This is a genomic window from Pseudomonas sp. FH4 (assembly GCF_000510915.2).
Classification (GTDB): domain Bacteria; phylum Pseudomonadota; class Gammaproteobacteria; order Pseudomonadales; family Pseudomonadaceae; genus Aquipseudomonas; species Aquipseudomonas brenneri.
The window spans coordinates 138,604-162,664 of record NZ_AOHN01000001.1 but is presented as its reverse complement, the minus strand read 5'-3'; the positions used below and the strand labels follow the sequence as shown (position 1 = coordinate 162,664).

The 24,061-nt window shown below is 59.8% G+C and carries 22 protein-coding genes and 1 pseudogene; 12 read left to right on the top strand and 11 right to left on the bottom strand.

Annotation, left to right across the window (positions count from 1 at the left end; translation table 11 throughout):
* Positions 1–145: 145 nt before the first annotated feature.
* Together cysQ and nudE are read right to left on the bottom strand one after the other, a co-directional pair.
* Positions 146–982, bottom strand: a complete 837-nt coding sequence (gene cysQ, locus H097_RS00720) for a 3'(2'),5'-bisphosphate nucleotidase CysQ (RefSeq protein ID WP_032856597.1) — start codon at positions 980–982, stop codon at positions 146–148.
* Entirely contained in the window at positions 979–1,545 is a 567-nt protein-coding gene (gene nudE, locus H097_RS00715) for an ADP compounds hydrolase NudE (protein ID WP_032856596.1), read from the bottom strand. The genes cysQ and nudE overlap by 4 nt, the downstream gene beginning before the upstream one ends.
* A gap of 91 nt (positions 1,546–1,636) precedes the next feature.
* On the opposite strand from nudE, the gene yrfG reads away from it, so the two are divergent.
* Entirely contained in the window at positions 1,637–2,305 is a 669-nt protein-coding gene (yrfG, locus tag H097_RS00710) for a GMP/IMP nucleotidase (protein ID WP_032856595.1), read from the top strand.
* A gap of 106 nt (positions 2,306–2,411) precedes the next feature.
* Here the strand turns inward: yrfG and lysM are convergent, their stop codons facing one another.
* The gene (gene lysM, locus H097_RS00705; protein ID WP_032856594.1) at positions 2,412–2,855 is read right to left on the bottom strand and encodes a peptidoglycan-binding protein LysM; all 444 of its coding nucleotides are present in this window, start codon (positions 2,853–2,855) and stop codon (positions 2,412–2,414) included.
* A 134-nt stretch (positions 2,856–2,989) separates the two neighbouring features.
* Between lysM and H097_RS00700 the strand changes: the two genes are divergently transcribed.
* The 4 genes from H097_RS00700 to H097_RS00685 all read left to right on the top strand — a co-directional run bounded on the left by H097_RS00700 (position 2,990) and on the right by H097_RS00685 (position 7,846).
* Positions 2,990–3,859, top strand: coding sequence for a LysR family transcriptional regulator (locus tag H097_RS00700; RefSeq protein WP_032856593.1), 870 nt, complete (start codon positions 2,990–2,992; stop codon positions 3,857–3,859).
* A 115-nt stretch (positions 3,860–3,974) separates the two neighbouring features.
* On the top strand, positions 3,975–4,814 hold the full coding sequence (gene fdhD, locus H097_RS00695) for a formate dehydrogenase accessory sulfurtransferase FdhD (RefSeq protein WP_032856592.1): 840 nt from the start codon (positions 3,975–3,977) through the stop codon (positions 4,812–4,814).
* Positions 4,811–7,159 carry an FdhF/YdeP family oxidoreductase gene (locus tag H097_RS00690; RefSeq protein WP_032856591.1) on the top strand — a complete coding sequence of 783 codons (2,349 nt, stop codon included), beginning with the start codon at positions 4,811–4,813 and terminating at the stop codon, positions 7,157–7,159. The genes fdhD and H097_RS00690 overlap by 4 nt, the downstream gene beginning before the upstream one ends.
* A gap of 201 nt (positions 7,160–7,360) precedes the next feature.
* Entirely contained in the window at positions 7,361–7,846 is a 486-nt protein-coding gene (locus H097_RS00685) for a YMGG-like glycine zipper-containing protein (protein WP_032856590.1), read from the top strand.
* A 79-nt stretch (positions 7,847–7,925) separates the two neighbouring features.
* Here the strand turns inward: H097_RS00685 and H097_RS00680 are convergent, their stop codons facing one another.
* The 3 genes from H097_RS00680 to H097_RS00670 all read right to left on the bottom strand — a co-directional run bounded on the left by H097_RS00680 (position 7,926) and on the right by H097_RS00670 (position 11,767).
* Positions 7,926–8,357: a thioesterase family protein gene (locus tag H097_RS00680; protein WP_032856589.1), complete on the bottom strand. Its 432-nt coding sequence runs from the start codon at positions 8,355–8,357 to the stop codon at positions 7,926–7,928.
* A gap of 23 nt (positions 8,358–8,380) precedes the next feature.
* Positions 8,381–10,318: an ATP-dependent DNA helicase RecQ gene (locus H097_RS00675; RefSeq protein ID WP_032856588.1), complete on the bottom strand. Its 1,938-nt coding sequence runs from the start codon at positions 10,316–10,318 to the stop codon at positions 8,381–8,383.
* Between the two features lie 273 nt (positions 10,319–10,591).
* The gene (locus tag H097_RS00670; protein WP_032856587.1) at positions 10,592–11,767 is read right to left on the bottom strand and encodes a tetratricopeptide repeat protein; all 1,176 of its coding nucleotides are present in this window, start codon (positions 11,765–11,767) and stop codon (positions 10,592–10,594) included.
* Positions 11,768–12,059: 292 nt separating this feature from the next.
* Here H097_RS00670 and H097_RS00665 point away from each other — a divergent pair, with 292 nt between their 5' ends.
* Both H097_RS00665 and H097_RS29065 read left to right on the top strand, forming a co-directional pair.
* Entirely contained in the window at positions 12,060–12,542 is a 483-nt protein-coding gene (locus tag H097_RS00665) for a hypothetical protein (RefSeq protein WP_032856586.1), read from the top strand.
* 274 nt (positions 12,543–12,816) lie between these two features.
* A complete protein-coding gene (locus H097_RS29065; protein WP_032856623.1) occupies positions 12,817–13,173 on the top strand; it encodes a DUF1493 family protein in 357 nt (118 codons plus the stop codon).
* A 314-nt stretch (positions 13,174–13,487) separates the two neighbouring features.
* Here H097_RS29065 and H097_RS00655 read toward each other — a convergent pair whose 3' ends face one another.
* Both H097_RS00655 and hslO read right to left on the bottom strand, forming a co-directional pair.
* On the bottom strand, positions 13,488–15,029 hold the full coding sequence (locus H097_RS00655) for a phosphoenolpyruvate carboxykinase (protein WP_032856585.1): 1,542 nt from the start codon (positions 15,027–15,029) through the stop codon (positions 13,488–13,490).
* A 179-nt stretch (positions 15,030–15,208) separates the two neighbouring features.
* Positions 15,209–16,111, bottom strand: coding sequence for an Hsp33 family molecular chaperone HslO (hslO, locus tag H097_RS00650; protein ID WP_029299788.1), 903 nt, complete (start codon positions 16,109–16,111; stop codon positions 15,209–15,211).
* Positions 16,112–16,270: 159 nt separating this feature from the next.
* On the opposite strand from hslO, the pseudogene H097_RS28510 reads away from it, so the two are divergent.
* A pseudogene (locus tag H097_RS28510) lies at positions 16,271–16,401 on the top strand (phosphoesterase); the annotation flags it as partial.
* 75 nt (positions 16,402–16,476) lie between these two features.
* On the opposite strand, the gene H097_RS00645 reads toward H097_RS28510, so the two are convergent.
* Positions 16,477–16,884, bottom strand: coding sequence for a S4 domain-containing protein (locus H097_RS00645; RefSeq protein ID WP_032856584.1), 408 nt, complete (start codon positions 16,882–16,884; stop codon positions 16,477–16,479).
* A 315-nt stretch (positions 16,885–17,199) separates the two neighbouring features.
* On the opposite strand from H097_RS00645, the gene H097_RS00640 reads away from it, so the two are divergent.
* Together H097_RS00640 and rimK are read left to right on the top strand one after the other, a co-directional pair.
* The gene (locus H097_RS00640) at positions 17,200–17,649 is read left to right on the top strand and encodes an ATP-dependent zinc protease (protein WP_169851488.1); all 450 of its coding nucleotides are present in this window, start codon (positions 17,200–17,202) and stop codon (positions 17,647–17,649) included.
* Complete coding sequence (gene rimK, locus H097_RS00635) at positions 17,646–18,551, top strand: 30S ribosomal protein S6--L-glutamate ligase (protein WP_010567113.1); 906 nt, start codon at positions 17,646–17,648, stop codon at positions 18,549–18,551. The genes H097_RS00640 and rimK overlap by 4 nt, the downstream gene beginning before the upstream one ends.
* Before the next feature lie 136 nt (positions 18,552–18,687).
* Here the strand turns inward: rimK and H097_RS00630 are convergent, their stop codons facing one another.
* Entirely contained in the window at positions 18,688–20,001 is a 1,314-nt protein-coding gene (locus H097_RS00630; RefSeq protein ID WP_032856583.1) for an ATP-binding protein, read from the bottom strand.
* Between the two features lie 116 nt (positions 20,002–20,117).
* Positions 20,118–20,858: a two-component system response regulator OmpR gene (ompR, locus tag H097_RS00625; RefSeq protein ID WP_032856582.1), complete on the bottom strand. Its 741-nt coding sequence runs from the start codon at positions 20,856–20,858 to the stop codon at positions 20,118–20,120.
* 335 nt (positions 20,859–21,193) lie between these two features.
* On the opposite strand from ompR, the gene H097_RS00620 reads away from it, so the two are divergent.
* On the top strand, positions 21,194–23,530 hold the full coding sequence (locus tag H097_RS00620; RefSeq protein WP_032856581.1) for a Tex family protein: 2,337 nt from the start codon (positions 21,194–21,196) through the stop codon (positions 23,528–23,530).
* A complete protein-coding gene (locus tag H097_RS00615) occupies positions 23,530–23,913 on the top strand; it encodes a PaaI family thioesterase (protein ID WP_050593283.1) in 384 nt (127 codons plus the stop codon). Before H097_RS00620 ends, H097_RS00615 begins: the two co-directional genes overlap by 1 nt.
* Positions 23,914–24,061: the final 148 nt, after the last annotated feature.

The following is a 24,061-nucleotide window of genomic DNA, read 5'->3' as shown; positions in this document are numbered from 1 at the left end:
ACCCCACAACGCATAACCAATGTGGGCACAGGGCTTATGTGGGAGCGGGCTTGCTCGCGATAGCGGAGTGTCAGTCAATACATGTGCTGACTGACCTGCCGCATTCGCGAGCAAGCCCGTTCCCACATTTTGTTCTGCATTGCCTTCAAGAACGGGCCAGCGCCAGCAAGCGCTCGCGCCACGCAGCCTTGGCCGGCAAGGCCAGGAAGAACGGGTTCAACAGCGACGCACGCGCCGGGTAGCTGAACGGCTGGCCATTCAACTCCAACACTTCGCCGCCTGCGCCCTCCAGCACGCCTTGGGCGGCGGCGGTGTCCCACTGTGAGGTCGGCGCCAGGCGTGGATAGCAATCGGCGCTGCCTTCGGCCAACAGGCAAAATTTCAGGGAGCTGCCGATATTGGCCAGTTTCAACGCCCCCAACCCTTCACTCAAACCGTCGAGCAAGCGCTCCTGCTCAGGGCTGGTATGGCGACGGCTGGCAACCACAGTAAACGCCTCGCCTACGGCGGGCTTCTGCCGCACCTGGATCTGCCGGGGCGCAGCATTCACATCGGAGCGCCACGCCCCAAGGCCAGCACCACCGAAGTAACAGCGGCCGCTAGTGGGCATCGACACCACGCCAAACACCACCCGCCCGTGTTCGATCAAGGCAATGTTGACGGTAAACTCTTCACTGCCGCTGATAAATTCCTTGGTGCCATCCAGCGGGTCCACCAGCCACCAGCGCTGCCAGCCAGCGCGCACGCTCTGGTCGATATCGGCGTCTTCTTCCGACAGCACCGGGATGCTCGGGTCCAGCGCGGTGAGGCCGGCGAGAATCAGGTGATGGGCGGCCAGGTCGGCGGCGGTGACCGGCGAATCATCCGCCTTGGCCGTCACGGCCACATCGGCGCGCCAGTACGGCAGGATGACCTCGCCGGCCTGGCGGGCCAGTTCAATCACCGGAGCAATGTACGGGTGGCCGAGGAACAATTCGCTCATGGCTGGTACGCTCCGCGCTGGGTCAGCAGGTCTCGCACCAGGTACAACGCAGCCAGGGCACGGCCTTCGCTGAACTGCGCGTTCTGCGCCAGTTGCGCAAGCTCGCGCAGGTTGACCCGGTCCACGCGCATCGGCTCGGGCTCGTCACCTTCCAGGCGTTCTTCGTACAGATCGGTGGCCAGCACCACCTGGATTTTCTGGCTCATGTAGCCGGGGGAAAGGGACAGTTCGGTCAAGTGCTCCAACTGCCGTGCGCCGTAGCCCGCCTCTTCCTTGAGTTCACGGTCGGCCGCCGCCAGCACGTCTTCGCCCGGCTCGATCAGGCCCTTGGGCAAGGACAGCTCATATTCATCGGTGCCGCCGCAGTATTCTTCCACCAGCAGCGCGTGGTCAGCGTCGATCATCGCCACGATCATCACCGCGCCATACCCTGCGCCACGGCCCACCAGGCGCTCGTAGGTCCGCTCAACGCCATTGGAGAAGCGCAACTGCACTTGCTCCACGCGGAACAAACGGCTACTGGCGACAATTTCGCGGGCGAGGACGGTGGGTTTCTGGCGCATAAAGGGCTCCTTGGCGTGATCGGGTTACTATACCGTGGCTTTTCCGATTGTCTGTGTCGGATATATTTACTTACCTGCTTGAGAACCCACCATGCCTCCATTGCCCTGGTCCGATATCGATACCGTCCTGCTGGACATGGACGGCACTTTGCTCGACCTGCATTTCGACAACCACTTCTGGATGGAGCACCTGCCCCGGCGCTATGCCGAACTGCACGGGGTGAGCCAGGCCATGGCCGAGATGGAATTGCAGCCGCTGTTCGAGCGTAACGCCGGACAGTTGCAATGGTATTGCCTGGACTTCTGGAGCGCCGAATTGAAGATCCCGGTGCGCGAACTCAAGCTGGAAACCGCCCACCTGATCGCCCTGCGACCGGATGCCGATACCTTCCTGGCAGCCATCAAACAGGCCGGAAAACGCGTGATCCTGATCACCAATGCCCACCGCGACTCGCTGTCGTTGAAGCTGGAACGCATTGAGTTGGCGCCATATTTCGAGCGCCTGATCAGCTCCCATGACTATGGTTTTGCCAAGGAAAACCCGCAGTTCTGGGACGCATTGCAAGCGGACATCGACTTCGACCCGGCGCGCAGCCTGTTTATCGACGATACGTTGCCGATTCTGCGCAGTGCACGGGATTTTGGCGTAGGGCATTTGCTGGCGGTCAAACAGCCGGACAGCCGCAAGGGGCCTAAGGATACGGCGGAGTTTGCTGCTGTGGGGGATTACCGGGAATTGATTTCAGGATTACCGTTGTAGGAGCGAGCTTGCTCGCGAAAAACGTCTAGACAGCGCTTTCATTCAGGATGTCCGCGTCATCGTTAACGACCTTCGCGAGCAAGCTCGCTCCTACAAGGGGACAAGCTTACTCAGGAATACGCAGCGTCTGCCCTGGGTAGATTTTGTCCGGGTGCGACAGTAGCGGCTTGTTGGCCTCGAAGATTTTGTTGTACTTGTTGGCATCGCCATAAACGGTCTTGGAGATCGCACTGAGGGTATCGCCGCTTTTCACCACGACAAAGCGCGAAGCCACCACTACGGCCCCTGGGGCCACGGTAATCTGATCGTCAACAGTAGCCACGCCGGCAATATTGCCCAGCGCCAACAGAATCTTCTCTTTCTCTTCCTGGCTGGCGACTTCACCGGTGACCGTCACCTTGTCGCCGTCCACCGTGGTCTGCACATTCGGGTTACCCAGACCAACCTTGGCAACGTGATCCTTCAACTGCTCACTCGCGTTCGCATTACCCGGCGTCAACAGATCAACGATTTTTTCGCCGGCTTCTTTGATAAAGCTAAAAAGACTCATAGTGCGCTCTCCTTGGGATTGGGTTTCCAGATGCCAAAGACTAGACCAGTCTTACAGACCTTGGTTCCAGTCCGACCAATGACGCAAACGCGCTAGAATCCCTACGCCATTGGAATAAGAGCCCCGGAGCGAAGATGGACATCAAACAACTGAAATTCCTCATCGCCCTCGACGAAACCCGTCACTTCGGCCAGGCCGCCGCGCGCTGCCACATTACCCAGCCGACGCTGTCGATGCGCTTGCGCAGCCTGGAAGAAGAGCTGGAACTGCCGCTGGTCAATCGCGGCCAGCGCTTTGAGGGCTTTACCGCCCCAGGCGAACGGGTGCTGGCGTGGGCGCGTACGGTGCTGGCGGCCTATGACGGCCTGCAGGCCGAGGCGGCAGCCTGCCGGGGCAACCTGGTGGGGACATTGCGCCTGGGCGTGGTGCCGCTGTCGAGCTTTGATCCACTGGCCTTGATGCAACAACTGCACAAGCAACACCCCAGCCTGCGCTTTGAGTTGTCGGCGTTGAGTTCTGAACAGATCCTTGAGCAACTGGCGAGCAATCGCCTGGACCTGGGCGTGTCCTACCTTGAGCGCCTGGACGCCGAGCGCTTTGACTCCCTGGCCCTGGACGAAACCCGCATGGGCCTGCTGTACGACCAACGGTTCTTCAGTTTTGGCGAAAGGCCCCTGAGCTGGGAGGCGCTGATCGAGCTGCCTCTGGGCATGCTCACCAGCGGCATGCACTTTCGCCAATCCATCGACCATAACTTCCACAGCCGGGGCCTGACGCCACAACCGTTGCTGCAAACCGATGCCGTCCATCAGTTGCTGCAGGCCGTGCACGGCGGCCTGTGTTGTGCGGTGATGCCCCTGGACGGCGGCCTCGACGCCCTGACCGAACACCTGCGGCTGCAACCCATCGAAAACGCGCAGACCCTGGCCAAACTGGGGCTCATCATGCGCCGCAGCGCGCCGCGTTCGGCACTGGCCGAGGCGTGTTTCGCGCTCTATCAGTAATCGTTGCTGGAACCTTGATCGACGTCATCTATCGGTAGATCAGTACTGACGATTAGACGCGACCCTTTGTCGCGCCTAGTCTTCACGCTGAACACTTCGCCGGTGACTAGACTTCATGAACGCCCAGCGCCCAGCGTGCGCGGCGCCCGCCCTGACAACGCCCGCGCCCACCGCCAGCCAGAGTTATCAGTACTGCAACCTCGAACACACGGAATCGGCCAGTACCGCACTGGCCGAGGAAGTCGCGTTGGCGATTGCCTATAACGACATCAGCCAGGCCGTGATGCTGGTGACCCCGACCGACCTTGAAGACTTTATTGTCGGTTTCAGCCTGGGCAGCGGCATCATCAGTGACATCAGCGATATCTACGACCTGCAACTGAGCGGTGCAGGCTCAGCCCAGTACGCCCAGGTGCAAATCTCCAGCCGCGCCTTCTGGAACCTCAAGCAACAGCGCCGGCAACTGGCTGGCACCAGCGGCTGTGGCCTGTGTGGCGTGGAAGCGGTGGAGCAGGCGCTGCCCGACCTCAAGGTGTTGCCTGGCGCACCATTGCCGCCTGCCGTGTGGCTGGAGGGCTTGCGCCAGCGCATCAGCGCCTTTCAGCCATTGGGCCAGTACAGCGGCGCGGTGCATGCGGCGGTATTCATGAATGGCCAGGGCGAACTGCTGCTGGGCCGCGAAGACATCGGCCGGCACAACGCCCTCGACAAACTGATCGGCGCCCTGGTCCGCCAGCGCATCCCGACGGCAGGCGGCGTGGCAATTGTTACCAGCCGTTGCAGCCTCGAATTGATCCAGAAAGTCCTGCGCGCGGGCATCCAGACCCTGGTCAGCCTGTCGTCGCCCACCGGCCTGGCCCTGCAATGGGCACGCCGGCACAACCTCAATCTTATCCACCTGCCGCAGAAAAGCGCGCCGCGGGTCTACAGCCCTGCGATGGAGTACCAGCCATGAGCAATCATCACCAAGCCGACCAAACCCCAACCCCGCGCTACAAGCCCTATAAAGGCCCGGCTGGCGGCTGGGGCGCGCTGATCAGCGTGGCGCAGGCGTGGCTGACCAGCGATAACGCGCTGAAAAACCTGCGCATGATGCTCAAGACCAACCAGAACGGCGGCTTCGACTGCCCAGGTTGCGCCTGGGGCGACTCGCCGGAAAGCGGCATGGTCAAGTTCTGCGAGAACGGCGCCAAAGCGGTCAACTGGGAAGCTACCAAGCGCCGGGTCGATGCCGCGTTCTTCGCCAAACACAGCGTCAGCGCGCTGCTGGAACAAAGCGACTATTGGCTGGAATACCAGGGCCGCCTGACCGAGCCGATGAGCTACGACGCCGAGACCGACCGCTACAAGCCCATCAGTTGGGAAGCGGCCTTCGACCTGATCGGCCAGCACTTGCAAGCCCTGCCAAGCCCGGACATGGCCGAGTTCTACACCTCGGGCCGCGCCAGCAATGAAGCGGCCTACCTGTATCAACTGTTCGTGCGGGCCTACGGCACCAACAACTTCCCCGATTGCTCGAACATGTGCCACGAAGCCAGCGGTGTGGCCCTGGCGCAAAGCGTGGGCGTGGGTAAAGGCACGGTGACGTTTGACGATTTCGAGCACGCCGACGCGATTTTTGTCTGGGGCCAGAACCCCGGCACCAACCACCCACGTATGCTCGAACCGCTGCGCGAAGCGGTGAAGCGCGGCGCCCAGGTGGTGTGTATCAACCCGCTCAAAGAGCGTGGCCTGGAACGCTTCCAAAACCCGCAACATCCGCTGGAAATGCTCACCAACGGCGACAAGCCAACCAACACCGCGTATTTCCGTCCGGCACTGGGTGGCGACATGGCCATCCTGCGCGGCATGGCCAAGTTCCTGCTGCTGTGGGAGCGCCAGGCCCAGGCCGAAGGCAAGGACGCGGTGTTCGACCACGACTTCCTCAATGAACACACGGTCAATGTGCTGGATTACCTGGCGAAGATCGACGACACCTCCTGGGAAGAAATCGTCGCGCAGTCCGGCCTGCCGTTGGTCGAGATCGAACAAGCTGCGCGGATGTATGCCAAAGGCAAGAACGTGATCATGTGCTGGGCAATGGGCATCACCCAGCATCGGCACTCGGTGCCGACCATCCAGGAAATCGCCAACCTGATGCTGCTGCGCGGCAACATCGGCCGCCCTGGTGCCGGCCTGTGCCCGGTACGCGGCCACAGTAACGTGCAGGGCGACCGCACCATGGGAATCAACGAACGGCCGCCCGTGGCCTTTCTCGATGCCCTGGAACGCCGTTTCCAATTCAAGGTACCCCGTGACAATGGGCATAACGTGGTCGAAGCGATCCACGCCATGCTTGAAGGCCGTGCCAAAGTGTTTATCGGCCTGGGCGGCAACTTCGCCCAAGCCACGCCTGACAGCCCACGCACCTTCCAGGCCCTGAGCAACTGCGACCTGACGGTGCAGATCAGCACCAAGCTCAACCGCAGCCACCTGGCCCACGGCAAACAAGCCTTGATCCTGCCGTGCCTGGGCCGCACCGACATTGATATTCAAGCCGACGGCCCGCAGGCGGTGACCGTGGAAGACTCGTTCAGCATGGTGCACGGCTCCAATGGCCAACTGCAGCCGCTGTCGAAGCTGATGAAGTCGGAACCGGCGATTCTGGCGGGTATCGCCGCCGCCACGCTGGGCAGCAAACCCGTGGACTGGAACTGGCTGGTGGCCGACTACCGCCGCATCCGCGACTTGATCGCCGATACCATTCCCGGCTTCAAGGATTTCAATGAGCGCGTGCAGCATCCAGGCGGTTTCTACCTGGGCAACAGCGCCGGCGCACGCCGCTGGAACACGCCGTCAGGGCGTGCCAATTTCCGCGCCAATATCCTGCCCAAGGATCTTGTGCATGAACGCACCCGCGCCACTGGCCAATTGCCCGACCTGATCATGCAATCCATGCGTTCCCACGATCAGTACAACACCACCATCTATGGCCTGGATGACCGCTATCGTGGGGTCAAGGGCCAGCGTGATGTGCTGTTCGTCAACGAAGCCGACATCATCCGCCTCGGTTTCAAGCCAGGGCAGAAGGCCGATATCGTGTCGATCTGGGATGATGGCCGCGAACGCCGGGTCAAAGGCTTTACCTTGCTGGCGTTCGATATTCCGGCGGGGCAGGCGGCGGCCTATTACCCAGAGGTCAACCCGCTGGTGCCGTTGGAAAGCACGGGGGATGGTAGCCATACGCCTACTTCCAAGTTCGTGGCGATTCGCCTGGAAGCGGCCAGTGAGAATGGTTTGATCATGGCCAAAACCGCCTGATCGTTCCTGGCACAAAAAAGGCCGCTTTTGCATAAAAGCGGCCATTGCGAAGTAGTTAAAGACCGGCAAAAACGACTTAAGTTCCCTTGTCAAAACAGTAACTTAGCTAATTGTATACAACCTGCACCACTGGTCGGAATTCGATTGTCAGAAAATTCTCGCAACCTCAGGATCGCGCCGTCATCCTCTTGAGGTTCCCCTATGAAGTTCTCCTCGATTCTCTTGTTGTCCCTTGGCCTGGTCAGTGGCGCAGCCATGGCCGGTGGCACCACCGAAGCCGGTGTAGGCGGCGCATTGGGCGGGGTTCTAGGTTCGGTCGTCGGCCAACAGCTTGGCGGCAATACCGGCTCGGCCATTGGTGCAGCCCTGGGCGGCGCTGGCGGCAGCGCAGTGGGCGCAGACAAACGCAGCCGTGGTGAAGCCGCCATCGGTGGTGCACTGGGCGCAGCGGGCGGCAACGTGGTCGGACGCAGTGTCGGCGGCAGCACCGGCAGCCTGATCGGCGCGGCAGCAGGCGGTGGCGCCGGCGGCGCGCTGGGTAACTACATGGGCAACAAGAGCGATGACGACGACCGTCGCTATCGCGATCGCGGGCGTGATGACCGTCGTTACTACCGTGACGACCACCCTGGTCGCGGTCATGCCTATGGCCATCGCAAGAACAAGCATCACTACCGTCACCGGTAAAACCTAAAGAACACTGCACAACCCTTGTGGGAGCAAGCCCGCTCCCACATTTGCTTCGGTGGCGTTTACGCGTTCGGGGTCAGATCACCAACCGCTGCAACGCCTCGCGCAACACTCCCGCAATCGCCACCGGCTGGTTTGTCGCCCGGTCCACAAACACATGGACAAACCGCCCCGCCGCACAGGCTTCGTCCTCACCGGCCTTGAACACAGCCAATTCATACTGCACTGAACTGTTGCCCAACTTACCCACCCGCAGGCCAATGTCGAGGTGGTCGGGAAAGGCAATCGAGGCGAAATAGTCGCACGCCGAACTCACCACAAACCCCACCACCTTGCCGTCATGGATATCCAACCCGCCCTGCTCGATCAGGTAGGTGTTCACTGCCGTGTCGAAGAAGCTGTAATAGGTGACGTTATTCACATGGCCGTACACGTCATTGTCGTGCCAGCGCGTAATGATCGGCTGGAAGTGACGGTAGTCGGCACGCTGTGGCGTTGAGTCTGGCATGGACAAGTCTCGTTGAAGTTGATTTACACGTCGCCCAAGTGCGCCTCGGCCCACTCCCGCACCTCGGCATACGGATACTCTTCCAGCGCAGCAAAGCCCGGAATCCCCCGGGCCTTGAGCTTGGTAAACAACGGCACGCTGATCCCACACAAGAACCGCGTCAGGCGCTCAGCACCCGGCAAACTGCCGGTGTGCTGATGATGCCTGTGGATAAAATCGCCGCACAATCCCTGAAAGTGTTTATCCACAAGCGGCGCCAGGCCAGGGGGAGATGGCAAGTGGGCGATCTGGCCATGACAAACCGAGCAATGCCCGCACTGCCGGGGCGCATCCGTATCGCCAAAATACTCTGCCAACCGAAAACCCAGGCAACGCTCGCTGGCGAACAGTGCCAGCATCCCATGAATCCGCGCCACTTCTGTGGCCTCATGCTGCTTGAAGCTTGTGTATAACTCGGCGCTCAAGGCCAGGGGATCAAACCCGGTGTCGAGCAGGCTGTAGACCTCGGTCATCTGCTTGCTCTCCAGTTCGATCAGCCCCAGCTCCTGGAAATAGTCCAGCGCCTTGACCACCCGGCCACGCTCGGCCTGGTGCTGCTGATACAGCGCGTCGAAATCTACGGTGGCCCAACTCCTGGCCCGCTTGCACACCTGGATGATCGCGGCGACGAACTGCTGCCGTTCGCCGGAAAAACGCGCCAGCAATACCTCCGGCTCCACCAGATACTTGAAGCGATACTCAGCGTAAAACGCGTAGCGCGGTGCGATCACCCCCTTGAGCTCCAACTGCACCAGCAAGGTCTTGAGCGGTAGCTCGCGGATATTGCTCAGGTCCGCCAGCGCTCGCAACAGGAACTCCCATTGCCCTTCGCCACTGGCCGCCAGCAAGTCCTCCAGCACAAGTCGGATGCCTGCCTGCTCCGGCGTATCGCCGTACACGAAGTTCTCCAGCACATTGAGGCTGTCACGATTGGCCAGCACCAGGCACTCGGAAGGCTGGCCATCGCGACCGGCACGCCCGATTTCCTGGCTGTAGTTTTCGATGGATTTGGGCAGGTCGAAATGCACGACGTTGCGGATGTCACTCTTGTCGATGCCCATGCCAAACGCGATGGTGGCGACGATGCAATTGGACTGGCCGCCCATGAACCGGCGCTGGATACCCTCGCGTTTATCGTGAGGTAAACCTGCGTGATAGGCCTCGGCCTGGATGCCATGGCGATTCAGATGCTCGGCGATCTGCTCGGCGGTTTTCTGCAAGGTGACATAAACGATGCTCGGCTGGTTGGGCCGCGCGCCCATCCATTCCACCAGGCGCCGGCGCTTGTCCATGCCCGTGACCGGCTCCACCCACAGATTGAGGTTGGGCCGGTAGAAGCCGGTGGTGATCACGTCAGCGGGGGCGATAGCAAACTTGGCCTGCATATCGGCAATCACCTTGGGTGTCGCGGTGGCCGTCAACAACAGTGCCTGGGGAATCTTGAACTGGCGCTGGTAGTCAGGGAGCTTCAGGTAGTCCGGGCGGAAGTTATGGCCCCACTCGGAAATGCAGTGCGCCTCATCCACCACCAGCAACGAAATCGAAACACTGTGCAAAAAGTTGCGAAAGCGCTCGTTCTTCAGGCGCTCCACGGAAATCATCAGGATTTTCAGCTCGCCGGAGCGGGCACGAGCCATGACGTCATTGGCTTCATCGCGACTTTGCGCCGAATCGATGCTGCCGGCCGAAATACCATGGCGCTGTAAAAAGCCCAACTGGTCCTGCATCAACGCCAACAGCGGCGACACCACCAACGTCAGGTGCGGCAGCAATACGGCTGAGAGCTGATAACAGAGGGATTTACCGGAACCGGTGGGAAAGATCGCCGCCGCCGAACGACCGGCCAGCACGGCGCTGACAGCCGCTTCCTGGCCCGGGCGAAATTGTGGGTAACCAAAGACCTGCTGGAGGGTGTCGTGCATGAGCTGTCACTCCATTGACCGCTGAACAGGCTTAAAACATAGCCCGGTATTTTCAGCGCATCGAGAAAGGTCGCGAGTAAAAGAGAGACAGGATGATACACAGGCTGCGGGGGCGAAGCCGGTAGCAAACGGCAATCTATAAAACACCCCAAAACAAATGTGGGAGCGGGCTTGCTCGCGAATGCGGTGGTTCAGTCACAGTCTCTGTTGACTGAGCCACCGCATTCGCGAGCAAGCCCGCTCCCACATTTTTAGATCTTCACTACAACTCAATCAGCGATTCTGTACACGCTCAATAGCTTTGTCATACACCGGGTTGGCCTTCTGTTCCTTGGCCAATTGGTAGTGACGCAGCGCATCGGCAAACTGCCCAGCCGCTTCGTAGATCCGCGCGATGTTGTAGTAGGAACCGGCACGCACAGTGGCGGCTGTCGGGCCACTGGCCAGGGCAATCGCCTTGCGGTTGGCCCAGATCGACTCGGCGGTGTTGCCGGCTTTCTGATAGGCCAGGCCGAGGTTGCCGTAGGCTTTGCCGAAGGAATTGTCCAGCTCGATGGCCTGGCGGAAGTAGTCGATCGCCTGGTCCAGGTTACCGGCCTGGTAGGCCGCTTCGCCTTTGAGGTTCAGCTTTTTCGCATCACCCTGGACTGCGGAACTGACCACCACGGCATCCACGGCAACGCTATCGTTGAGCAGGGGTTTGACTTCGTTGAGTACATCCTTGGCTTCGACCAGCACGCCGGTGAAGGTATTGATGTCCTGGAAGTCGCCGCTGCCAGTCATGCGGAACACCGTCCACAAGTTGCCGGTGCGGTTGGTCGGCACGTAGTAGGTACGTACCAGGGACTGGCCCATGTACACAAACACTTTGGCCTGGCTCTCGGAGAGTGCCGTGGAACCGGTATTGGTGCGGTTGGAGAAGTCATGCACGGCGTAGACGTAGCTTTCGCCGTAGTGTTTTTTCTGCAGGGTGATGGTTTCGGGGCCGTAGCTGTCGGTGTCATCCACATCCAGCTCGGCGTCGGTGCCGGTCTTGCTGTTGAAGTAGATGTTATTGCCAGGGAAGATCATGTGGGAGTCGAGGTCCGAAGGCGTCTGCCCCCAGGTCAACACCACACGCAGGCCGTCGAGGTTTTCCATCACCGGGCTGATGGCGTAGGTCATGCCTTTGCACGGGCACTTGACCACCAGGTTGGAGTAGCCGGGCTTCTTGATGATCAGCAGGTTGTCAGCGCCGTCGGCAGCTTCGCTGGTGAGGGTGACTTGGCCCTGGGCATTGGTGCGCCCCACCACGTTCTGTGCGCCGTTGCGTTGCAACAAAACTTCGGCATCGGCGATTTTCTGGTCCTTGACCACCGCACTGAGCACTTCAATTGGCAACTGCTCGGCCTGGACGGCAAACGCCAGCGCGCACAAAGACATCGCCGAAGCGACACGAAGCAAACCCATGCTTAACTCCCTTTAAGTAGTGGGCGGAATCGCCCTACAAGATTTTGCGGTGAAACATACGCTGAATTCAGGCTGTTTGCCGGGATTTTATACAAAATGTGACGTGGTTTTTATCCCAACTATGGGTGGGCGCCTCTTAGCCCAACTTCAAGTATCGGAAGCCTCTGTAGGAAATCGCCAAGCAAGGCACCATACGCTTCCCAAACTACCTCCAGTGCAAACTCAACCCCCTACAGAATCAACCAAGCTTGACCGAAACTAGCGCCCTCACAACCCTCTCGGCAAGAAATCCATGGACCTTGAAAGGACTCAATACATTGGCCATTACGGGGTCACGTTCAGCGTGATTCGTTTCACTGTACGACCCAACAACAAGCAAGCACTTGCCAGCCTTTGCTTACTAGAAGCAAAGACCTCAGCGCAGGAAGTTCGCCTGCGACTACAAAATCTGTATGAGCGAATGCTCGCCCAAGACCTTCCTTGCCTCATGACAGTGGTCATTTCAAAACCGCTGACTAGAAAACAGGCAGATAGCTTGAACAACCGGAACAAAGTCATCAAAGAAACTATATCTGGAGCGGTGGCAGCCCCAATTGGGCTCATGTCCAGCAAGGCAGAATCACTGGTCGAAAAAGCTACCAGCGATTTGATATCGCGCCAGCTGCGCAACTTCCAGCATGCAGACATCATCATCGGCCTAGAGGCTCAGGTCAGCGGGGGAATTGGCCCGCAGCGCTCCAGCCTCTCACTACACGTGTACTCAAATGAGCCATAGTCAAATGCTCTATCTACAGGCGGCGATCTTCTTCGCCTTTTATCTGTTGCTGTATTACAAAATCACCGACTGCACACTCAGGAAACGTTTTGCTGTCACGTTTATCGCAAGCGGCTTGATCCTGACATTCTGGCTACCTTACGTAGCGATCATTCTTAGTATTCAACTGCTCCCCCTCGCTCTGTTCTTGATAGGCTTGGCACTGTTCTTCACCCGCAACAAGTACCGCTACCGCCATGACCAACCCCCTCACCCACTCCGGCGTGCCCCCACCATGAACCTGGCCCCGCACTTCCCAGAAGACCCCGTCATGCAGCAGCTCCTGCAATTGCTGCATGAAGAAATCGGCCTGCCCAAGCACAAGACCATCCGCCTTAAAACCTCGCTCAACTTCGACCTCGGGTGCGACGGCGCGGAAGCCAGGCAGTTCATGGAAGCGCTGGAGCAGACATTTGATCTCGACCTGGGCGACTATGATGCCTACCGTTACTTCAACCCACCGGTGTTTGACGTGTTCCTCAAACATCGCGCCAAGGGCCGGGGCGAGAAGATGCCGCTAACCATTGGCATGCTCTACCTGGCCGTCAAGACTCAGGGCTGGGATACGCAGACGCTGGAAAATTTGAGTTGAAAAACACCGAGTCATTAATCTCGGAGCGGGCTTGCTCGCGATAGCGGTGTATCAGTACCAGATTTATCAACTGACACTCTGCTATCACGGCATTGCTAAGCAGATAGGGCTGCTGTGGCGAGCGGGCTTGTCGGAACGCCGCATCGTCCGCGCTGGGCTGCGAAGCAGCCCAAAAACCAGCCGCCACGGTGTATCTGATACAGCACATTCGGCTTACTGGGGCTGCTTCGCAGCCCAGCGCGGCTGGTATTTCAGATTCCCTTGCGCACAAAAAAGCCGCCCACTAGGGGCGGCTTTTTAACAGCCAGTGAATCTTACAACTTAGGACCCGCTGCCTTGATCGCGTCGCTCACTTCAAACTTCTTGAAGTTCTCGACGAACAGGCCGGCCAGAGCCTTGGCTGCTTCGTCGTAGGCAGCCTTGTCAGCCCAGGTGTTGCGTGGGTTCAACAGGCCAGTCTCAACGCCCGGTACGGCCAATGGCACGTCGAGGTTGATGGTGTCCAGGTGCTCGGTTTGCGCACCGATCAACGCGCCGCTCTGGATCGCTGCGATCACTGCACGGGTGGTCGGGATGTTGAAGCGCTTGCCGACACCATAGCCGCCGCCGGTCCAGCCGGTGTTGACCAGGTAGACCTTGGAGCCGAAACCGCGGATGCGCTTGATCAAAAGCTCTGCGTATTCACCAGCTGGACGCGGGAAGAACGGCGCGCCGAAGCAGGTAGAGAACGTCGACTTGATGCCGCTGCCCGAACCCATTTCAGTCGAGCCAACCAGTGCGGTGTAACCGGACAGGAAGTGGTAGGCCGCTTGCTCTTCATTGAGGATCGACACCGGTGGCAGCACGCCAGTCAGGTCGCAGGTCAGGAAGATCACTGCGTTCGGCTCGCCACCCAGGTTCTGCTCGGAACGCTTGGCAACGTGCTCCAGCGGGTACGCGGCGCGACTGTTCTGGGTCAGGCTGACATCGGTGTAGTCGGCGTGCTTGGCATCGTTGATCACGACGTTTTCCAGGACCGCGCCGTGCTTGATGGCTTTCCAGATGACCGGCTCGTTCTTCTCGGACAGGTCGATGCACTTGGCATAGCAACCGCCTTCGATGTTGAACACCACGCCCTCGCCCCAACCGTGTTCGTCGTCACCGATCAGGTAACGGCTTTCGTCGGCGGACAGGGTGGTCTTGCCGGTGCCGGACAGACCGAAGAACAGGGTCACATCGCCTTCTTCACCGATGTTGGCAGCGCAGTGCATTGGCAGCACGTCAGCGGCCGGCAGCAGGAAGTTCTGCACCGAGAACATGGCTTTTTTCATCTCGCCGGCGTAGCGCATGCCAGCGATCAGGACTTTCTTCTGGGCGAAGTTGAGGATCACGCAACCGTCGGAGTTGGTGCCGTCACGCTCAGGTACGCATTCGAAGTTGGCAACGTTGAGCACTTGCCACTCTTCACGACCGGCCGGGTTGTACTGGGCCGGGTTGATGAACAGGCAACGACCGAACAGGTTCTGCCAGGCAGTCTGGGTGGTCATTTTCACGGCCAGGTAGTGGTCTTGCGCAGCACCAACGTGAACGTGGGAAACGAAATGCTCTTGCGCGTTGTTGAAGGCCTCGACGCGAGCCCACAGGGCATCGAACTTGTCGGCCGGGAACTTGCGATTGATCGGGCCCCAGGCGATGGCGGCCTGGGTGGACGGCTCTTCAACGATGAAACGGTCGACCGGCGAACGACCGGTACGGTGACCGGTTTCTACGACCAGCGCGCCAGTATCGGCAAGCACGCCTTCACCGCGCTGCAGGGCTTCTTTGACCAGATCGTCAACACTCAGATCGGTGTATACGGCGTTATTGGCTTGCGTCATGAGGTTCCCCGTCGGCCTATGGCCGAGTGCTCCAAACGTTTTGTAGTAGAAAGTTGCGCACTACTACCGCGAAAAAAGTGGGCCGGATTATGCCAGAAAAGCCCAAAAAGAGTAGGGCCCTCCCGTCAGAACACCTCTAATCCGGCGTTTGTCAGGTGATTTACCTGTGCTTAAACGTTTTAGTGGTGGGTACCCGAAGGGGTGTCAACGCCAGCGCCAGCGAACAATTGGGCGATATCGGCAGCGTCGAACAGGTAGCGCTGGTTGCAGAACTGGCAGTCGATTTCGATTCTGCCACCGTGCTCCACCGCAAGGTTTTGTGCATCTTCCAGGCCCAGGCTCACCAGAGCATTGCCCGAACGCTCGCGGGAACAGCTGCAATGGAAACGCAGCGATTGCGCATCGAACAGGCGCACCTCTTCTTCGTGGTAGAGGCGGTGCAGGATGGTTTCGTTGTCCAGTCCCAGCAGCTCTTCAGCGGTCAAGGTACCGGCCAGGGCAGTGAGACCGCGCCAGCTTTCTTCGCGCTCATCCTCGTCCTTGATACGGTCGGCCGGCAGCTGTTGCAACAGCAGGCCACGGGCGCGCTTGCCGTCGGCATTGAGCCAGAAACGGGTGCCCACTTGCTGGGACATGACGAAATAGTTGGTGAAGCAGTCGGACAGGGTTTCACCGTCCAGGTCGACAATGCCCTGGTACCGCTGGCCAACGGTCGGGTCGATGGTCAACGCCAGCACGCCGTTGGGCATCAGGTCGGCCAAGGTCGCGTCCGCCGGGATCTGGTCCTCTTCATAACGGGCCAGGCCACGGATTTCGCGCTCGCTGGAGCACTCGATCATCAGCATGGGAACCGGGCCTTCGGAGCGGGCCTGGAGAATCAGCAAGCCATCGAACTTCATGGTGCCCACCAGCAGCGAGGCGGCGGCCATCAGCTCGCCGAGCAACTGCGCGACCGGCTCCGGATAGGGGTGCTTGGCAAGGACTTCGGCATAGCTGCGCTCCAGGGCAACCAGTTCGCCACGAGCGTCGTTGTCGTCAAAGAGGAAACGTTGGGTGAAGTCGGTATCCGGTAGATCAGTCATAGGTCTGGGTATCTGAATTGATGACGATATTTCTAAAATTATGCGCCCTGGCACCAATTTGGTGCGCTCTTCTTCCGATAGGTGGAGAGTTTTAGAGCGAAGAGGAAACAGTTTATGAACAATCCGGGTTTGTTCCAAGCCAAGTGAAACCTCGGGCGATTGGCCCTGTGCAATTTACTCGCTCTGGGGCTCCTGTGTTTTGGCTATGGCCCACGGGCCAGATGCTTTGCGTGATATTCGACGAGTGGCTGTTTCAGTTGCTCAATGACCCGCTGGCCAGCCACCCGTTCTGACTGAATGTGTGGGCGATCGCCCGAGCGTGATCCACAACGCCTGAGCCAGTTCCTACAGCAGATAACTGACATTCAGTCGTCATTGCCACTGCCGCGAAACTTGAACAGGTCGCGACGCTGTTTCTTGCTCGGTTTGCCATCAGTGCTCATACCCAACGCTCCGGCCTTGCGCATGGCCGCGGCGTTTTCGCGCTTGGCGATACTGGCCGGGGTCTCGGTGTACAGCGCCTGCGCTTCGGGAGCGCCGCGGCGGACGATGGACAGCGCCTCTACCACCACTGTTTTCTCTTCAAACCCAACACGAATCTGCAACTCGTCGCCAATGCGCGGCTCCTTGCCCGGTTTGCAGCGCTCGCCACGGCAATGCACCTTGCCGCTCTCGATGGCGGCCTTGGCCAAGGCCCGAGTCTTGTAGAAACGTGCGGCCCACAACCACTTGTCCAAACGGACTTTTTCGTCCTCTTCCTGCTTTTGAGCCACTTGAATTCCTCGCTCTGAAAAATGTCGCAACTTAACAGTCGAACCCCTTCGACGCACAAACGCCAAGGCTCACCTAAGATACGCCAGGTGTCAGGCAGTTTCCCTTCAGCCGTGGTTTTTCATGGCGTGAAGATATCTGTCGCCATTTGGTGAATATTCTGCGTGAATACCGCGAATTCGGCTCCAAGCGCTCGTCAACGTTCCTGGGTTGTCACAATCCGTGAGCAGTTGGGCGCTAGTGTCGTCTGACTTGGAAATATTTCTGATTGCCGGTTGTTCATATTGAAGACATTTGACCATTTGACCGTTGTCGGTCTGCGCGAGTGGGTGGCACTTCCCGATTTGGGAGTGGCGGGCCTGCGCGCGAAGATCGACACCGGGGCCAGTACCTCCAGCCTGCACGCCACCGAGATCGAGCCTTTTGAGCGTGACGGTGAAAAGTGGGTGCGCTTCACCGCGCACCTGGGCAGCGTGGTGCAACTGCGCCACCGGCGCTGCGAAGCACCGCTGGTGGCAATGAAAACCATTAAAAGCTCCAACGGCCAGGCGCAGGTGCGCTACGTCATCAGCACCACCTTGGCCCTGGGTGATCGGGTATGGCGGGTGGAGTTCACCCTGGCTTGCCGCAAAACCATGCGTTACCGCCTGTTGCTAGGTTCCAAAGCCCTGATCGACGGCCAATTGGTGGTCAACCCCGGGCTCAAGTACGTTCAAGACAAGCCGGTGTTCCCGGTCTCTACTATTGCTGCCACAGGTGTTGCATGAAGATCGCTGTGCTGTCGCGTAACCCGCGTCTGTATTCCACCCGTCGTCTGGTCGAGGCCGGCACCGAACGGGGCCATGAGATGGTGGTGATCGATACGTTGCGCGCCTATATGAACATTGCCAGTCATAAGCCGCAGATCCACTACCGGGGCAAACCGCTGGAAGGCTTCGACGCGGTGATCCCGCGTATCGGCGCCTCGGTGACCTTCTACGGCTGCGCGGTACTGCGCCAGTTTGAAATGATGGGGGTGTTTCCGCTCAACGAATCGGTGGCCATTGCCCGCTCCCGGGACAAGCTGCGCTCCCTGCAACTGCTGTCGCGCCGAGGTATCGGCTTGCCAGTGACCGGCTTTGCCCATTCCCCGGATGACATTCCCGACCTGATCGAGATGGTCAACGGCGCCCCCTTGGTGATCAAGGTACTAGAAGGCACCCAAGGCATTGGCGTAGTGATGTGTGAAACCGCCACGGCGGCAGAGTCGGTGATCGAGGCGTTCATGGGCCTCAAGCAGAACATCATGGTCCAGGAATACATCAAGGAAGCCGGTGGCGCTGATATCCGTTGCTTCGTGGTGGGGGACAAGGTGATTGCGGCGATGAAACGCCAGGCCAAGCCGGGGGAATTTCGCTCCAACCTGCACCGAGGCGGCAGCGCCAGCCTGATCAAGATAACCCCGGAAGAACGCATGACCGCCCTGCGAGCAGCCAAGGTCATGGGCTTGAGTGTGGCAGGTGTGGATATCTTGCGCTCGAACCACGGGCCGCTGGTGATGGAAGTGAACTCCTCACCGGGCCTGGAAGGGATTGAGACCACCACCGGCAAGGATGTGGCGGGGATCATCATTCAGCATCTGGAGAAGAACAGCGGGCCGAATATGACCCGGACCAAAGGCAAGGGCTGAAATACGCCCTGGAAGACGGCACGAACCCTTGTGGGAGCTGGCTTGCCTGCGATGACTGACTAACATTCAACATCAATGTCGACTGTTACATCCTCTCGCAGGCAAGCCAGCTCCCACATTTGATATTCGTCGTGGTTTAGACCGCATCTCTTGGCAACATCAACCCCAACGGCAAGCGCACCCGCGCTTCCAGCCCGCCATCGACACGGTTGCGCAATTCGACATTGCCGCCATGCATCGAAGCAATCCTCCGCACAATCGCCAGCCCCAGCCCGGTGCCTTTACCGCCACGAGCACGGTCGCCACGGGTAAAGGGGTTGAAAATGCCCTCCAGCTCCGCCGGATCGATCCCGGCGCCACGGTCCATGACACTCAGCACCACATAAGGCGCGCTGGTATCACCAGACACATAGGCAGCGACCTCCACCTCAGTGCCCGCATGATGCAAGGCGTTGCCAATCAGATTGTTCAGCAGGCGCTTCATCGAGACCCGACGCAACGCAAAGGGTTGGATCGGTTCCAGGCGCAAATGCACCTGCTCGCCGTTCTGGTTATAGGGCGCCACGACCTCGCGTACCAGGTCGGTCAGGTCCACCTCTTCCACCACTTCATCGCGACCATCACGGATAAACGCCAGGAACTGGTCGAGAATCGCGTCCATGTCTTCGATATCACGGACCATGTCATCGGTAAGGTCGGTGTGGTTGCCCATCAACTCCAGGGACAGGCGCAAACGTGTCAGCGGCGTGCGCAGGTCGTGGGAAACCCCGGCCAGCATTAGCTCGCGCTCACGACCGGCCTGTTCGACATCCTCGGCCATCTGATTGAACGCGCTGTAGACCTCGGTCATTTCGCTAGGCGTGTCGCTGATTGGCAGGCGCACACTGCGCCCCTGCCCCAGTTGCCTGGCCGCGAACACCAGGCGCTTGAGCGGCTGGTTGAGCTGGCGCACGAAAATCCAGGCCGAGGCGGTTGAAAGCAAGCCAATGGCCAGGAACCAGCCGAGTACGTTCCAGATCTTCTGCCCTCGCAGCGGATGGGGATACAACGGCACTTTCAGCCATCCATCCCCCAGGCTCGGAGCCCGTACCCACAGGGCTGGCGAGACATGCATACGCAGCCGCACCTCGGTGTCTTCACCCAGTTCGGCCTGCATCTGTCGCTGGTAGATTTCACTGTATGGCCAATGTTGCTCCCCCTCCGGCACACCTGCACCCACCACGCGGGTCAAGGTCGCCGCCTTGGCGATTTTTTCGCGGTTCTCCGGGTCGGCAGCCCAATAGGCACGCAGTGTCAGCGCAACACCGTGGCTGTACTGACGATCCACCAGCACGTCTTCGTTCATCAACAGATAAACGAGGGTCAACGCCTTGGAAAACAGCACGACGATCAGCACCAGCCAAAGGGTGCGGGAGAAGAAGCTTTGCGGGAACCACAGCGGGGTTTTCATAGAAGACAGCTAGACACCTGGCAAGAGCGAACATGGCTCGCAGAATTGCAGACGCCGGGCATCCGGCCGACCCCTTGGGATCGAACTCCGGAATACCCGCCTGTGCAAATCATCGGTTACTTGGTTGCCGTACCATCCGGCACAAACACATAACCCACGCCCCACACTGTCTGGATATAACGCGGCTTGGACGGATCGGGTTCGATCATCCGGCGCAAACGGGAGATCTGCACGTCAATAGAGCGCTCCAGGGCGTCCCATTCACGGCCACGGGCCAGGTTCATCAGCTTGTCACGGGTCAACGGTTGGCGAGCGTTCATCACCAGCGCCTTGAGCACCGCGAATTCACCGGTCGTCAGCATGTGGACTTCTTCACCACGCTTGAGCTCACGGGTCGCCAGCGACAATTCGTAGTCACCAAACGTGACGCTTTCGTCTTCGCTGCCAGGGGCTCCGGGTACCGGCGCGGCTTGGCGACGCAATACGGCCTTGACCCTGGCCATCAGCTCATCGGGGTTGAACGGCTTGGCCAGGTAGTCGTCGGCGCCCAGTTCCAGGCCCTTGATACGGCTCAGCTCATCGCCCTTGGCGGTCAGCATGATGATCGGGATCTGGTTGTTGGTGCTACGCAGGCGCTTGCAGGCGGTCAGGCCGTCTTCGCCCGGCAACATCAGGTCGAGCACGACCAGGTTGAACACCTCGCGCCCCAGCAGGCGATCCATCTGCTCGGTGTTCGGCACCGCGCGGGCACGGTAGCCCTTGGAGGTGAAGAACCGCTCCAGCAGGCTGCTCAGCCCCGGATCGTCATCAACGATGAGAATTTTTTCGCCTTCAGCAGTTTGTGCAGTGCTGCTCATTGGATGCTCCTCTTATCTGGCGCGCATTATGGCTTAGCTGCCGTTATACGCACGGTACGCATTGTTAGCAGATTTTTCTCCAACCACCAGTGCGCGCGCCCTTGGCGCAATCCCCCCAAGAAGGGAACGCTGGTTATAATGCCGCGCCTCAGTGCCCGGCAATGCCATGGCCGGCCTGGTGTTTTTTTCATCTGCTTGTCGTGATTTTTTCTATTTCGAGGGTCAATAGGCTGCCTATTGACCCAGGCAGCGGCGCCAGTCGGGCCGCTCAACCAGCCGCGCAAGGCCTTGTTTTCCGGGCCTGTGAACTGCTTTCAAGAATTTCAGGTGGTTTTATGGACAGCATCAACAGCCGCATCGCCGAGGAACTCGGTGTACGCCCACAACAGGTCGAAGCGGCCGTCGCTCTACTGGATGAGGGCTCCACGGTGCCCTTCATCGCCCGTTACCGTAAAGAAGTGACCGGCAGCCTCGATGACATCCAGCTGCGGCATCTGGAAGAGCGCCTGCGCTACCTGCGAGAACTCGACGAACGGCGTATCAGCATCCTCGCCAGCATCCAGGAGCAGGGCAAGCTGACCCCGCAACTTGAACGCGATATCAAGCTCGCCGACACCAAGACCCGCCTCGAAGACTTGTACCTGCCGTACAAGCAGAAGCGCCGCACCAAGGGCCAGATTGCCCTGGAAGCCGGCCTCGGCGAGTTGGCCGACGGCCTGTTCAACGACCCGTCCCTCGCCCCGGAAACCGAAGCCGCGCGCTTTGTCGATGCCGAAAAAGGCGTCGCCGACGTCAAGGCTGCCCTCGAAGGCGCCAAGTACATCCTCATGGAGCGCTTCGCCGAAGACGCCAACCTGCTGGAAAAACTGCGTAACTACCTGAAACAGGAAGCCACCCTCAGCGCCCGCGTCATCGCCGGCAAAGAGGAAGAAGGCGCCAAGTTCCGCGATTACTTCGAACACGATGAACCGCTCAAAAGCATGCCGTCCCACCGCGCCCTGGCCATTTTCCGCGGGCGCAACGAAGGCATTCTCAGCTCCGCGCTGAAAGTCGGCGACGAACTGCCAGGCACCATGCACCCGTGCGAAGGCATGATCGGTCAACAATTCGGCATCCAGAATCAGAATCGTCCTGCGGACAAGTGGCTCGGTGAAGTCGTGCGCTGGACCTGGAAGGTCAAGCTCTACACCCATCTGGAAACCGACCTGCTGGGCGAGCTGCGCGACGGCGCCGAAACCGAAGCGATCAACGTGTTCGCCCACAACCTGCACGACCTGCTGCTGGCCGCGCCGGCCGGCCCGCGTGCAACCCTGGGCCTGGACCCGGGCCTGCGCACCGGTTGCAAGGTCGCCGTGGTCGATGCCACCGGCAAGCTGCTGGACCACGCCACCGTGTATCCACATGTGCCGCACAACAAGTGGGACCAGACCCTGGCCATCCTGGCTGCCCTGTGCGCCAAGCACGCGGTGGACCTGATCGCCATCGGCAACGGCACCGCCAGCCGCGAAACCGACAAGCTGGCCCTGGAATTGATCAAAAAATACCCAGGCATGAAAATGACCAAGGTCATGGTCTCCGAGGCGGGTGCTTCGGTGTACTCGGCGTCGGAACTGGCCTCCAAGGAATTCCCGGACCTCGATGTGTCGATCCGTGGGGCCGTATCCATCGCGCGCCGCCTGCAGGATCCACTGGCCGAGCTGGTGAAGATCGACCCGAAATCCATCGGTGTCGGCCAGTACCAGCACGACGTATCGCAGCTGAAACTGGCGCGCGGCCTGGATGCAGTGGTGGAAGACTGTGTGAACAAGGTCGGCGTCGATGTGAACACCGCCTCGGTCGCCTTGCTCGCACGGATTTCCGGCCTCAATGCCACCCTGGCGCAGAACATCGTCACCCATCGCGATGAAAACGGTGCGTTCAAAACCCGCGCAGCCCTGAAAAAGGTCGCACGCCTGGGCGAAAAAACCTTCGAACAGGCCGCCGGCTTCCTGCGCGTGATGAACGGCGACAACCCGCTCGACTCGTCGGCGGTCCACCCGGAAGCCTATCCGCTGGTACAACGCATCGCTGCTGAAACCGACCGCGACATTCGCTCGCTGATCGGCGATGCCGCGTTCCTCAAGCGCCTGGACCCGAAGAAGTACACCGACGAAACCTTCGGCGTGCCGACCATCACCGACATCCTGCAAGAGCTGGAAAAACCTGGCCGCGACCCGCGCCCCGAGTTCAAGACCGCCGAGTTCCAGGACGGCGTCGAAGACCTCAAGGACCTGCAACTGGGGATGATCCTCGAAGGCGTGGTGACCAACGTGACCAACTTTGGCGCTTTTGTGGATATCGGCGTGCATCAGGACGGTTTGGTACACATCTCCGCGCTTTCGGAGAAGTTCATCAAGGATCCTCGTGAAGCGGTGAAGGCCGGTGATGTGGTCAAGGTCAAGGTCATGGAGGTCGATATCCCGCGCAAACGCGTGGGCCTGTCGATGCGCATGAGCGATACCCCTGGCGAGAAAATCGACGGTGCCCGTGGCGCACGTCCAGGTTCCGCGCCGCGCCAGTCGCAAAGCCGCTCGGAAAACAGTGCACCACGCAAGGAAACACCCACCGCAGCCCCGGCCAACAACGCCATGGCTTCGCTGTTCGCCAACGCCAAGCAACTGAAGAAACGTTGATGGAGCTGCCGGCCGGCCTGACCCACAGCGCCTTCAGCGAACTGCTCGGCTGCCGCCTGCAACGCCTGGACCAAGGCGTTGCCGAGGTTGCCCTGACCCTGGAGCCGCAATTGCGCAACCGCGCAGGCAAGCTCCATGGCGGGGCGATTTTCAGCCTGGTAGACATTGCCATGGGGCTGGCCTGTTCCAGCGCCCATGGGTTTGACCAGCAGAGCGCGACCATCGAGTGCAAAATCAACTACATCCGCGCCGTTTCCGACGGAGATGTGGTGTGCACGGCCCGGGTTATTCACCCTGGCCGACGCACGCTGGTGGTCGAGGCCGATGTGTATCAGGACGAAAGACTCGTCGCAAAAGCACAAGGCACCTTCGCTGTCCTATAGCTCCCTGTCATCAATTTGGGTTAATTTCGGCGCTGCAAAAGCGGCGTCGGAATTTTCTTCCTGCGCGATAGCCACATTCAGGGAATGAAGTCGGCACTTTCAGAGCAGGTTATTCCGGCTCAAAAACCAGGCGATAACGCCAGTTTTA

What these genes read in the sequence shown, in the direction of transcription:
- cysQ (WP_032856597.1), bottom strand. Translation starts at nt 982, where the DNA reads ATGAGCGAATTGTTCCTCGGCCACCCGTACATTGCTCCGGTGATTGAA.
- nudE (WP_032856596.1), bottom strand. Translation starts at nt 1,545, where the DNA reads ATGCGCCAGAAACCCACCGTCCTCGCCCGCGAAATTGTCGCCAGTAGC.
- yrfG (WP_032856595.1), top strand. Translation starts at nt 1,637, where the DNA reads ATGCCTCCATTGCCCTGGTCCGATATCGATACCGTCCTGCTGGACATG.
- lysM (WP_032856594.1), bottom strand. Translation starts at nt 2,855, where the DNA reads ATGAGTCTTTTTAGCTTTATCAAAGAAGCCGGCGAAAAAATCGTTGAT.
- H097_RS00700 (WP_032856593.1), top strand. Translation starts at nt 2,990, where the DNA reads ATGGACATCAAACAACTGAAATTCCTCATCGCCCTCGACGAAACCCGT.
- fdhD (WP_032856592.1), top strand. Translation starts at nt 3,975, where the DNA reads ATGAACGCCCAGCGCCCAGCGTGCGCGGCGCCCGCCCTGACAACGCCC.
- H097_RS00690 (WP_032856591.1), top strand. Translation starts at nt 4,811, where the DNA reads ATGAGCAATCATCACCAAGCCGACCAAACCCCAACCCCGCGCTACAAG.
- H097_RS00685 (WP_032856590.1), top strand. Translation starts at nt 7,361, where the DNA reads ATGAAGTTCTCCTCGATTCTCTTGTTGTCCCTTGGCCTGGTCAGTGGC.
- H097_RS00680 (WP_032856589.1), bottom strand. Translation starts at nt 8,357, where the DNA reads ATGCCAGACTCAACGCCACAGCGTGCCGACTACCGTCACTTCCAGCCG.
- H097_RS00675 (WP_032856588.1), bottom strand. Translation starts at nt 10,318, where the DNA reads ATGCACGACACCCTCCAGCAGGTCTTTGGTTACCCACAATTTCGCCCG.
- H097_RS00670 (WP_032856587.1), bottom strand. Translation starts at nt 11,767, where the DNA reads ATGGGTTTGCTTCGTGTCGCTTCGGCGATGTCTTTGTGCGCGCTGGCG.
- H097_RS00665 (WP_032856586.1), top strand. Translation starts at nt 12,060, where the DNA reads ATGGACCTTGAAAGGACTCAATACATTGGCCATTACGGGGTCACGTTC.
- H097_RS29065 (WP_032856623.1), top strand. Translation starts at nt 12,817, where the DNA reads ATGAACCTGGCCCCGCACTTCCCAGAAGACCCCGTCATGCAGCAGCTC.
- H097_RS00655 (WP_032856585.1), bottom strand. Translation starts at nt 15,029, where the DNA reads ATGACGCAAGCCAATAACGCCGTATACACCGATCTGAGTGTTGACGAT.
- hslO (WP_029299788.1), bottom strand. Translation starts at nt 16,111, where the DNA reads ATGACTGATCTACCGGATACCGACTTCACCCAACGTTTCCTCTTTGAC.
- rimK (WP_010567113.1), top strand. Translation starts at nt 17,646, where the DNA reads ATGAAGATCGCTGTGCTGTCGCGTAACCCGCGTCTGTATTCCACCCGT.
- H097_RS00630 (WP_032856583.1), bottom strand. Translation starts at nt 20,001, where the DNA reads ATGAAAACCCCGCTGTGGTTCCCGCAAAGCTTCTTCTCCCGCACCCTT.
- ompR (WP_032856582.1), bottom strand. Translation starts at nt 20,858, where the DNA reads ATGAGCAGCACTGCACAAACTGCTGAAGGCGAAAAAATTCTCATCGTT.
- H097_RS00620 (WP_032856581.1), top strand. Translation starts at nt 21,194, where the DNA reads ATGGACAGCATCAACAGCCGCATCGCCGAGGAACTCGGTGTACGCCCA.
- H097_RS00615 (WP_050593283.1), top strand. Translation starts at nt 23,530, where the DNA reads ATGGAGCTGCCGGCCGGCCTGACCCACAGCGCCTTCAGCGAACTGCTC.